The organism is Nocardia sp., assembly GCF_025465275.1.
Taxonomy (GTDB): domain Bacteria; phylum Actinomycetota; class Actinomycetes; order Mycobacteriales; family Mycobacteriaceae; genus Nocardia.
In genome coordinates this window covers 1-11,018 of the sequence record NZ_JAODNK010000068.1, presented here as the reverse complement: position 1 = coordinate 11,018, position 11,018 = coordinate 1, and the positions used below count along the sequence as shown (strand labels likewise).

Here is an 11,018-nt window from a genome sequence, read left to right as displayed (position 1 = left end):
CGTTCGGGGATGGTGGCATTGACGGTTGCGCCGCCGGAGAGTTTGGCCCAGCGGCCCTTCGGGGTGGCCGCGACGCCGGGGCGGACGCGGTCGGAGAGTTCGGCGATTGCTTCGAAGGAGCCGCGGGCATTGGCGACGGTGACGGGAGCGCCGTCGGTGATACCTCGGGTGGCGGCGTCGTCGGGGTGCAGGGTGATGGTGGGATCTCCGGCGCGGCGGAGCAATTCGGGATTGTTCGCGAAGGTGGTGTTGAGGAAGTAGTGGGAGGCGGCGGAGATCAGGACGAGTCCGTCGCCGGTGTCGGCGGGCGGTGTGTAGGCGGGGAGCGGGTCGTGGCCCGCCATTTCGGCGCGCGGGGAAACGAACTGCAGCTTGCCGGAGGGGACGGGGCGCGGGGCGACCTTCAGGAATCCTTCGGTGCGCAGGGTGTCGAGGTCGTGGCCCTTCAAGAGCTGGCGGGCCAATTCCTCGTCGGAGTCGTAGAGCGCGGGTTCGGTGAGACCCATCTGCTGTGCCAAGCGGCGGAAAGTCTCTGTGGTGGAGAGGCATTCGCCCGGAGGCGGCACGGCGGGCTCGTTCCAGACCAGGTAGAGGTTGCCGTAGGCGGCGAGCACATCGAGGTGTTCGGGCTGCATGGTGGCGGGCAGGACGATATCGGCATAGTCGACGGTATCGGTCGGAAAGTGTTCCAGGACAACGGTGAACAGGTCCTCGCGTTCCAGTCCCCGAATCACCTTGCGCTGCTCCGGATTGGACCCGACCGGGTTGGCGGCGATGACAAAAAGCGCCTTGACCGGCGGGTCGTCGACCTCCAGCAGGGCTTCGCCGAGCCGGGTCATCGACAGGGTGCGCACCGGATGCGGTAGCAGGTCGAATCGCATCAGCTCGGGCAGGTTCAGATCGAAGTGCCCGCTGGTCGAATAGTGCAGTCCACCACCGGGAATCGCCCAATCGCCGGTGATGCCGGGCAGGCAGGCCAGGGCGCGCACGGCCATTCCGCCGCCGGCGTGCCGCTGCATGCCCTGCGAGGCGCGAATGGCGGTGGGCCGGGTCCGGGCGATGCGTTCGCCCAGCGCTACGATCCGCTCCACCGGGAGCCCGGTGATTTCGGCTACCCGATCCGGCGTGAATTCCGCTATGCGACCGCGGAATTCGTCCCAGCCCTCGGTGTGCTCGGCGATGAACCGGTCGTCCTGCGCCCCCATCGACACGATGATGTGCATGAGTCCCAGAGCCAGCGCCGCATCCGTCCCCGGCAGTGGTGCGAGATGCTCATCGCACCGTTCGGCGGTACGCGTCCGCACCGGATCGATGGCGACGGTGTACGCGTCACTGTCCTGGATGAATTTCCACCCGTGATGACCCGAGGTCAGCGGATTCGTCCCCCACAGCAGAATCAACTTCGACTTCGTGAAGTCCTCCGGATCCATCCCGCCCGAGGTCCCCAGCGTGTACTTCAACCCCACGGTGCCCGATACCGAGCAGATCGTCGGATCATGCAGCGACGCCCCGAGCGCATTGAAGAACCGCCGCCCGGAAAACCCCTCCAGCCCCTGGATGTACCCCAGGCTCCCGGTCCCGTGGAACGGCCAGATCGCCTCACCGCCGAACTCCTCGGTGATCTCCGTCAGCCGCGATGCGATCTCTTCGAGTGCCTCATCCCAGCTGATCCGCTCGAACCGCCCCTCGCCCTTCTTACCCACCCGCCGCATCGGATGCATGATCCGCTCATCGGATTTCAGTTGCTCGAGGTACCGATTCACCTTCACGCACAGCGCCCCGCGCGTGATCGGATGTGCCTTGTTCCCCCGCAGCCCCACCGCGACGCCGTCCTCGACGTCCACAACCCAGGAGCAGCCATCAGGGCAATCCAGCGGGCAAGCACCGAGCACCTTCATACCCTGATCGTAGGCGGCCACCTCGCCCGAGAGCAGCGCTGAGCAGCACATGGTGGCAGGGCCCACTCGCTGTTCGCCGCTGGCATGTGCCGCTTACGAAATCTCGGGTCAGCCGAGCAGGCCGCCCAAGAGGCCGGGGCTCTGCCCTGCTTCCTGGCCGCCGCCGCTGCCGCCGATGAAGCCGCCGGGGGGCTGCTCCGAGGGCTGCACGATGACGAAGCCGCGGCCGGAGAAGGAGAGGGTCAGGCCCTCGCCGGTGCTGCGGCCGATGAGGCGGCTGAAGCCGAAGGAGTCATTGCGTTTGATGCCGGTCTGCAGGCTCGAGGACCAGGCCACGGCGGCTTGCGGGTCGGCGTAGGTGGGCTGATCCACATTCAGGACGACGGGGGAGCCGTGGGTGGTGATGGCAATGCGGCCGCGGCCGGTGAAGACGCAGTTGAAGAGTCCGGCATTGCTGGCGAAACCGGCTGCGCCCTGGACCATTTTGATGTTGTAGCTCAGCGACGGGTCGAAGGCGAGCACGTTCGCACCATTGATGGTGAGCCCGTCGGTGCCGTCCAGATCGACGGTGTGCACATCGGCCGCGCCGTTGGCCAGGAACAGATCTCCGCGCCCGGTGACCTTCATGAGCGGCACGCCCTCACCGGTGAGCCGCTGCTGAATGGCTCGCCCGATGCCGCCCGAACCGAGCGCCTTGAACTGCAGATCGCCCTGATAGGCGACCATCGACCCGGCGCGCGCCATGACCTCCCCATTGACGGCGACCTTGATCATCTTGCCGCCCTGTTTCTGAATCCCGACGCCATTGACCTCGGCATGAACAGGATCGAACAATTCACTCTGCATGGGCTGTACTCCTTGCGGGAATGCGGGGGCGGCCGGCGCGGAGTATGCGGGCGGCGGCGAATACGATTGCTGCGCCGCGGGATTGACCTGCGCGGGTGCGCTGGGCGGCGGTGGGGCCGATCCCGGTGGCGGGGCGTACTGCCCAGGGGGAGGGGCGTATTGGCCCGGGGGCGGAGAGTACTGGCCGGGCGGCGGGGCAGCTCGCCCGGGCGGCGGCGCGAACGCGGGAGCCGAATTCGCGGCGAGCGGCGGCGGCGCACTCGCGGGCGGTTCCTCGGGTTCGTCGTCGATATTCACGCCGAACGCGGACGCGATGCCGGCCAGCCCGTCGTCGTAGCCCTGGCCGACGGCGCGGACTTTCCAACTGTCGCCGCGCCGGTAGATCTCCACGCACACCACGGCGGTCTCGGTGCTCAACCCGCTCATGGGGAAAGTCAATGCGCCCGAATCGGATCCGATGGTCGCCGTCAGCGTGCCGACGCCGGCGAAGGTGGGCGGGCCGCTGCCGTCCAGGCTCGCGGTCACGACCACCTTGTCCACATCGCGGGGCAGCGCGCCGGTCTGGACATCGACTACATCGCCGGCGCCGCGCCCGTGCACGTAGGTGACTCCGGGCGCGACGGGCTGATTGAAGAAGACGAAGTCGGCATCCGAGCGCACGCGCCCGTCGGCCCCCAGCAGCAGCGCCGATACATCCACCGACGCCGAGCTGGTGACCGTCACCGTCAATCGTTGCGCGGGCGCCGGCCGATTCTCGCCCCGGGCAAGCGTACTCACGACAGCCCGCCCCCCACTGACATCAGTTTCACGTCCTCGAGTCTGCCGCGCCGGCGGCGGCTGCGCTAGACCGGGCTTGCCTCGGATTCACTCGACAGCTCCGGTTCCGGCTCCTCGGGCGGTGTGGGTGTGGACTTCGGTACGAAAGACCAGGCGAGACAGACCACACCGAACAATAGGTACCCCAGCGCGACCTTCGGGGCGGCTGCCCAGCCGACCTCGGGGGCGTGGATGAGGCCGATAAAGGCGAGGGCCGCACCGGCGGCGGAGGCGACGGCCGCTGCGCGGAAACGCTTTTCGAGAATGAACGTCACCATGGTGCCGAGGACGAGCCCCGCCAGCACCGCGCCGTCACCGAAGGTGCGCAGACCGCTGTACACGACACCGGCCTGGTCGAGCGCACCCATGCCGACCTTGTCGGCGGTGGTGCCCGCCGCGCTCAGCGCATTGTCGATCTGGCCGACGGCCCACTGCGCCAGGTTCGGCAGGATTGCCGCGACCACGGCGACCGCGTGCAGTCGCGGCACCGCCTGGAAGGCCTGCGCGCCGATCAGCAATCCGATGTAGAGCAGGATCGGCACAATGGCCGGGATGGGAAGAATTGTGGCGAGCACCCCGAAAAGCCCCAGCAGGCACATCAATCCGATGACCGCACCGCTGGCCAGCGAGTAACCGCTGCGCCCGCCCGCATCCTTCCAACCGGGGTGGCCGATGTACACGGCCGGCGGGAACGGCGAGCCGAATCCGGAGCCGATGATCGCGCCGAAACCATCGGCCAGCAGCACGCTCCGCAGGTTGTAGTTGTCACCCGCGGCGGCGGCGCTCTCCACATTGCTCATGGCTTCGGTGAAGTTGTAGACGCCCAGCGGTATTGCGGTGGCCAGCAGCGGGCCGAGATGGCTCAGTCCGTCGAACAGCAGATGCAGGCGCAGATCCGGCAGACCCAGCGCGATGTCGTGCACGGCCTTGGACACATCCGGTACCGACATATAGCCGCCGATCCAGCCGATCGCCGTGCCCACCAGCAGTGCCACCAGGCCGATCGGCACATTGCCCGGCAGTTTCACATCGGTGAAGAACCCGATCAGGATGATGGCGAGCACCGGCAGCCCGATCCACGCGGCCTCCCACATCTGCCCGGCCGGGCGCATGGCGATGAAGGTGATGGAGATACCCGCGAGGGTGCCGAGCATGGCGGCGCGCGGTGTGATCCGCCGGATGAAGGGTCCGACGAACGCGCCGATCATGACGATGACGCCGATCATGAAGGCCCAAGCCAGACCTGCCGACCAGGCGCGCATCGGATCATTGGTCTTCAGATAGATCGGCAGCATGACCACGAAGACCACGATGAACATGTGCGGGACGCTGGGCCCGTACGGCAGCGCCGTCACCGTGTCCCGGCCTTCGCGGCGTGCGAGGCGGCGGGCCAGCACCATGTAGTAGAGATTGCCGAGCACCAGGGCGACACCGAGCGCGGGCAGGACGGTCCCGAGCACATCGCTGCTCGGAATCTTGACGACCGCGATGGACAGCGTGGTGAGGGTGAGAACGTTGACGAGGATATTGAATGCGAGGCCGAAGAAGGCATTGGTATCGCCGCGTGTCCACCACGGCAGCGAAAGTGGTGCGGCGGAACTGGTTTCGTCGGCGAGCTTGGTATCGACGGACATCGGATTTCCTGTTCGCTAAACCGGGGTGTTCGAGGGAGCGTGGGTGATCGGGGGAGCGGCGGCCAGTGCGTCGATGACCGCCGCGGAATCGGCGACCCAGCCGAAGATGCCGCCCTGGGCCGCGATCATCTCCAGTCCGACCCGCTGGAATTCCGGGAAATAGGAACCGACACAATCGGATACGACCAGGCACTCGTAGCCGCGGTCATTGGCCTCGCGCACCGTGGTGTGCACGCACACCTCGGTGGTGACACCCGTGACGAGCAGTGAGCCGATCGATTTCTGCGCCAGCACCTGGGCGAGCTCGGTGGCGTAGAAGGCGCCCTTGCCTGGTTTGTCGATCACCACCTCCCCTGGCAGTGGTGCGAGTTCGTCGATGATGTCGTGCCCGTACTCGCCGCGAACCAGTAGGCGTCCGTACTTGCCGGGATCACCGATACGCTGAGAGGGGCTGCCTCGTAATAGTTTTGCTGGAGGACAGTCCGAGAGATCCGGGAGATGTCCTTCGCGGGTGTGGATCACCGCGATACCGGCCGCGCGGGCGGCGGCCATGAGATTTGCCAGGGGGCCGATCACCTTGCGCAGTTGCGCTACGTCATTTCCGAGACTTTCGCCGAAGCCGCCCGGTAGCAGGAAGTCTCGCTGCATATCGATGACGACCAGTGCGGTAGTGCCCGGGTCGAAGGAGAAATCTGTCGGTTGCGCCGGAATATGTTGAACTGCCGTCATCTTCGATCCTTCTGTGCGAGCCGGATATCCGAATGCGCCACCAGCTGGCGTGGCTCGTCGAGGATTCGGGCGGCCGCCGCGAGCACCGTGTCGTCGGCCAGCGCCGGTCCGAAGACCATGGCCGAGAGGGGGCGTCCATCCGAGGTGGTGCCCACGGGCACGGCAATTGCGGTGAGGTCCAACAGGTTCCCGAAGTGGGTGTAATGCCCCAGCACGGTGTTCGTCCGAATGGGATCGGCCTGCACCTGCGTGACCGTGAACGTGGTGCCTATCGTCGGAACCACCATCACATCGAAGTCGGCCCACCTGCGCGCCACCACGGCCTTCAGTTCCTGCAGCCGCTGCTGCGCGCGGAACACATCGATCGCGGTGAATCGGAAACCGCTGGTGAGGATCTCCCGGATCACCGGCAGTATGGAATCAGGATGCTCGGCCAGGAAGGTTTCGAACTCCACCAGGCGCTCGGCGACCCAGGGGCCTTGATACAGCAGGGTGCCCGCATCCAGGAAAGGCTGGAGTGTGGTTGCCACGCAATCGAATCCGAGCCGGGTGAGGCGGTCCCGCACGCCCAGATGTGCGGCGTGGAAGGTTTCGTCGCCGAAGAACTCCAGCTCCGGTTCGGCCGGCAACCCCACTCGCAGACGGCCGCCCGCGAAGCGCGGGCCGCGTGCACGGCTCCAGGGATCGCCGGGATCCACTCCCGCGATCACCTCGAATACCCGGTCGAGATCCTCGACCGTGGTGGCCATCAGCGTCAGGCAGTCCAGCGACTTGCACGCCGGCACCAGGCCGACCGTGCTGATCAATCCCCGCGACGGCTTCCAGCCGACAATTCCATTGAGCGCGGCCGGAACTCGGCCCGAGCCCGCGGTGTCCGTGGCAACACAGAATGGCACCTCGCCGAGCGCCACCGCCTTCGCCGACCCCGAACTGGACCCGCCGGAGATCAGATCACCGCCGAACACGCTCCGCGGTATCGGGTACGGCGTGCGGGTCCCGTTCAGTCCGGTCGCGAACTGATCGAGATTCGTCTTGCCGACGAACAGCGCGCCCGCATCCAGCAGCCGCTGCACAGCAGGCGCGGTTTCCGTTGCGACATAGGCGAAGTCCGGACACGCGAGGGTGGTCGGCCACCCGGCCACATCGATACTGTCCTTCACCCCGAACGGAACGCCGTACAGCGGCAGCATGCGCGCCCCGGGCCGCCGTTCGATCTCCGCCGCGTCCGCGAGCAGCTGTTCGCGCGGCACCGGTGTGATCCAGGTGCCGTCTTCCCCGCGGGCCGCAATGGCATCCGCGACCCGCGCCGCAGTGTGCGTCGGTGAGCCGCTACCACTTTCGTGTGATGCGAGAATCTCCGCGACCGTGGGCCCTGGGTTCAGCATCTGTCGATTGTCGACAGAATGTGTGAACCCGAGAGTGCCGCAATGTATCCAGTGTGTTAGCGGGTATCGAGATCCAGATACGTCAGCTCGCCGTGCCGGCGGAGTGCGTCCTGGGCGAGCTCCGCATCATTGCGCTCCAGTGCCTCGAGTAGCTCGGCATGGCGCCTTATTCCATTGTGCCGCTGCGCTATTTGCGCCTCCGCACGCAGATTGCGGGCCATCGGCAGTTGCAGCTTCAGCAGGATCGGCTCATATGCCACATCCAACTGCCGGTTTCCCGCCAGCGCCACGATCTCCGCGTGGAATCGCCGATGTGCATTATCTCGCTCGAACAGATCATCCGCGGCATCCGCGACCCGCATCTCTTCGAGCGCAGCTCGCACCGCCCGCAGCGGATCCCGCTCCATCACCAGCGGGAACGCACTCTCGATCGCGTGTCGCTCCAGCACCCGGCGCAGTTCGAAGAGCTGCAGTATGTCGGTATCAGACCACACCGCGACCCGAAAACCCCTGCGCGGCAAGTGCTCGATCAACCCCTCCTGCGCCAATAGTCGCAGCGCCTCCCGCACCGGCGCCCGGCTGGTCCCCAGCCGCGCACACAGCGCCTCCTCGCCGATCCGCCCCCCGGGTTGGAACCCGCCACTCAACACCTCGGCCCGTACATGCCGCGTAGCCATTTCCACCAGGCTCAGCGGCAGCACCGCCCCATCCATCCGCGACACCATGAGACGAGTGTGCCGCTTGGACACCGGATGTGTGGTCTGCGCGAGGGACTCTTCGGCGGCAGGGTGTAGGTCAGGGGCACGACGATGCAGGAGATTGGGCGGGGCTGATCATGGGATTCGTGCAGTATTCGAAACCGTGGAAATGTATTCCTCAGGCTGCGATTGACTCCGCCGGTAGCGAAGGAGCGGTACTGCGACCGCGTGCAGTGGGACGCTCCCGCAACCGGGTCGGGTCATACCGCCAGCGGGCGGTGAATTCCCGATCCAACCACGCAAGTACCCGATCCCTGGACCAGCACAACCAACCACCCTGCACCCCGGAACGTCCGAGGACAGTACGGGCAGCGTTGATATCGGCCAGGAGCTTTCTACCGCAGAACCGGCACCGAAACCGTTGCTGTGAGGTGCGGTTCCGAGCATCCACGTACCCGCAGCCCGAACAGGTGCGGGAGGTGTGTGCGGGATTGACCTCCGTCACAGCGATCCCCGAAGTTTCGGTCAGTGATGCCAGTTTCTTGGTCACTGCCGCCCTCCCCGCCCGGCTCACGATCCGGTTCAATCGTTTACTCAACCCACCGAAACGGAAATCGAGCTTCTCGACCACGATCTCCCGCACGTCCTGTGTGGCAAGCTGATTCAACAATCGCCCGACCTCGTTACGCACGTAGGCGCGGATCCGGGTGTTCAATGCCCGGAACCGTGCCGATTTCGACGGTTTGAGGCCGTGGCGTTGCAACTGGGCCGTCAACGCGGTCAACTCGCTATCGCGTTCGGTCAACCACGTGTGCAGATTTTGTCCCAGGATCTGTCCGGTGCTGGTGGTGAACATGCTCACCAGACCCCAGTCCACCCCGATCGACGCACCACCGGTGCGAGCCGGGGCGGCCGCGGATTTCTTGACCAGTGCGAACAACACGCCCCCGTCGTCGGTGACGGTGGTTCTTTCGTTGTGCCAGAACTTACTCCGGCTTGTCGCTGCCCAGGTCCACGATGCGGCGGGCCGACGATGGGCTGCTGGCGATTTCTACCGCGTTCCGCGATCCTGGCGGCGGCCTGGTGGCGCACCGTTGGCTCGGTGGTGAGGGCGGTTGCGGACAACTGCGGATGGTTGCTCCGCAACGGCTCACCCTCGGCCCGGCATGAGGCCGCGCGGCACAACACGGATGAAAGTGATCGAATCATTGGGCGGGATCTTGGTAGCGGGGTCCGAGCAGCCGACGGTGACCTCCGCATTGGCCGGTGCGGAGAAAGTCTGCAATGGTGTCCACGTCATTTCCCGGACCTGCTCGGGCTGAACCGCATCCGGCGGCCGCAGCTCTACGCGCTGTCCACCGGCATCGGTCGCGGTGCAGCGCAAGGCAATCGAGGAACCCCAGCTCGCCGGAACCTTGATCTCCATCACCGCATCGGCAGGTACCAGAACCTTCCTGGTCTCGCCGAGCGGCACCCGCACCGCGCCCCCGTGTTCGTCGTCGTCGCTGTGATCGGCGGGATCGAACGTCGTGGAGGGCGCGGTCGGGGTACTCGAACCGCTCGCGGTGCTGCTCGTGGAGTTATCACCCGAGCACCCCGCGACGGCAGCAGCGGCAATGAGCGCGGGAACAGCTGTCCAGATCAATTTCATGGGTCAACCTTTCGTTCGCGTTCGAAGAGGTTCCTGTTACCCACGGTATCGCCTATCTGGACTTATGTGTTTCACGCATAGCCTGACCGGCCCGTTCTCGGCGGGTTGCGGCAGGCCTACCCCGAGATGCTCGGGAACAGCGAGCTTCCGCCACAGGAACTGCCCGACCCGGCCGCGGCCGCCCCAACCTGAACGGTGATCGGATTGACCATGATGGAGGCGCTCAGATAACCGACGCTAGCGGTAAGGGTGTGGGTCCCCGCAGTCTTCGGAGTCCACGAGACACTGAGCCCGGAACCGAGGATCGACGATCCCGCGTTGCCACTGCCGATCTGTGTGTTGTTGTCATAGAAGGTCGCCGACGCCAACGCCGGCGCACTGGCGATGGACAGCTTGTAACTGCACCCCACCGTCTGCTGCGACCCGGACAGCGTCATATCCCAGGTCTCGGCCGAAGCCTGTGGCGCGGCGATCACCAGCGCGGCGGCCGCCGCCGCGGCACACATCCCGCCCACCCGAATACGCTGTCCCACAACTGAACTCAACATCGTCGCCGTCTCGCTTCTTTAGATCGCACGCAAACGCGTGACCTTGGAACTCACCGACAGCATAGATGTGAAGTATGTCTACTTCAGACAATGGAAACAGGGGCTCGCGGACAAAAGAAAACCGGTGTAAGTCATCGAAATGACCGACACCGGTTTCCGGTTGTGCCAGAACTTACTTCAGCTTGTCGCTGCCCAGGTTCAGGACGCGGCGGGCGACGATGAGCTGCTGGATCTGCTGGGTGCCTTCGAAGATGTCGAGGATCTTCGAATCGCGGCTCCACTTTTCCAGGAGGGTGCGCTGGGAGTAGCCGGTGGCTCCTGCCAGTTCGACGGCCTTCAAGGTGACATCCGTGCCCATGCGGCCGGCCTTGGCCTTGGACATGGAGGCCTCGAGGGAGTTGGGCTTCTTGTTGTCGGCCATCCAGGCTGCCCGCAGGGAGAGCAGGTAGGCCGATTCGTAATCGGCTTCCATGCGCAGGAATTCGGCTGCGGGGGCGGACTGGTTGTTGGCGGGCTTGTCGTAGTCGATCTCGATGCCGGCTTCGGAGAGGACCTTGCGGAGCTCCTCGAGGGCGGCGCGGCCGACGCCGACGGCCATGGCCGCGACGAGGGGGCGGGTGTTGTCGAACGTCTGCATGACGCCGGCAAAACCCTTCTCCACGTTGACCTCCGGGCTGCCGAGAATATTGTCGGCAGGGATGCGGCAGTCTTCGAAGCGGATCTCGGCGGTGTCGGACGCCTTGATGCCGAGCTTGTGCTCGAGGCGGGACACGGTGAGGCCCTTGGCATCCCGCGGCACCACGAACGACTTGA

General features: G+C 65.8%; 10 protein-coding genes. All 10 read right to left on the bottom strand.

All coding sequences use genetic code 11. The annotated features are described in order from the left end of the window. Positions 1–1,898 (bottom strand): molybdopterin-containing oxidoreductase family protein (locus tag JWN03_RS15155; RefSeq protein WP_297614890.1); only part of this gene is annotated, 1,898 nt, incomplete at its 3' end. Positions 1,899–2,006: 108 nt separating this feature from the next. Beyond that, positions 2,007–3,521, bottom strand: coding sequence for an AIM24 family protein (locus JWN03_RS15150; protein ID WP_297614888.1), 1,515 nt, complete (start codon positions 3,519–3,521; stop codon positions 2,007–2,009). Between the two features lie 65 nt (positions 3,522–3,586). Next, positions 3,587–5,194, bottom strand: a complete 1,608-nt coding sequence (locus JWN03_RS15145; protein WP_297614886.1) for a regulator — start codon at positions 5,192–5,194, stop codon at positions 3,587–3,589. 15 nt (positions 5,195–5,209) lie between these two features. Next, positions 5,210–5,923, bottom strand: coding sequence for a cysteine hydrolase family protein (locus tag JWN03_RS15140; protein ID WP_297614885.1), 714 nt, complete (start codon positions 5,921–5,923; stop codon positions 5,210–5,212). Next, positions 5,920–7,308, bottom strand: coding sequence for an allophanate hydrolase (locus JWN03_RS15135; protein WP_297614883.1), 1,389 nt, complete (start codon positions 7,306–7,308; stop codon positions 5,920–5,922). Before JWN03_RS15135 ends, JWN03_RS15140 begins: the two co-directional genes overlap by 4 nt. A 56-nt stretch (positions 7,309–7,364) precedes the next feature. Continuing rightward, complete coding sequence (locus tag JWN03_RS15130; protein ID WP_297614881.1) at positions 7,365–8,033, bottom strand: GntR family transcriptional regulator; 669 nt, start codon at positions 8,031–8,033, stop codon at positions 7,365–7,367. A 151-nt stretch (positions 8,034–8,184) separates the two neighbouring features. Continuing rightward, positions 8,185–8,949 carry a transposase gene (locus JWN03_RS15125; RefSeq protein ID WP_297614879.1) on the bottom strand — a complete coding sequence of 255 codons (765 nt, stop codon included), beginning with the start codon at positions 8,947–8,949 and terminating at the stop codon, positions 8,185–8,187. Positions 8,950–9,156: 207 nt separating this feature from the next. After that, positions 9,157–9,657, bottom strand: coding sequence for a hypothetical protein (locus JWN03_RS15120; protein ID WP_297614877.1), 501 nt, complete (start codon positions 9,655–9,657; stop codon positions 9,157–9,159). 116 nt (positions 9,658–9,773) lie between these two features. Further along, entirely contained in the window at positions 9,774–10,190 is a 417-nt protein-coding gene (locus JWN03_RS15115) for a hypothetical protein (protein ID WP_297614875.1), read from the bottom strand. 187 nt (positions 10,191–10,377) lie between these two features. Beyond that, positions 10,378–11,018: acyl-CoA dehydrogenase family protein (locus JWN03_RS15110; RefSeq protein ID WP_297614873.1), on the bottom strand; the 641-nt coding region annotated here is incomplete at its 5' end.

What these genes read in the sequence shown, in the direction of transcription:
- JWN03_RS15145 (WP_297614886.1), bottom strand. Translation starts at nt 5,194, where the DNA reads ATGTCCGTCGATACCAAGCTCGCCGACGAAACCAGTTCCGCCGCACCA.
- JWN03_RS15120 (WP_297614877.1), bottom strand. Translation starts at nt 9,657, where the DNA reads ATGAAATTGATCTGGACAGCTGTTCCCGCGCTCATTGCCGCTGCTGCC.
- JWN03_RS15130 (WP_297614881.1), bottom strand. Translation starts at nt 8,033, where the DNA reads ATGGTGTCGCGGATGGATGGGGCGGTGCTGCCGCTGAGCCTGGTGGAA.
- JWN03_RS15140 (WP_297614885.1), bottom strand. Translation starts at nt 5,923, where the DNA reads ATGACGGCAGTTCAACATATTCCGGCGCAACCGACAGATTTCTCCTTC.
- JWN03_RS15135 (WP_297614883.1), bottom strand. Translation starts at nt 7,308, where the DNA reads ATGCTGAACCCAGGGCCCACGGTCGCGGAGATTCTCGCATCACACGAA.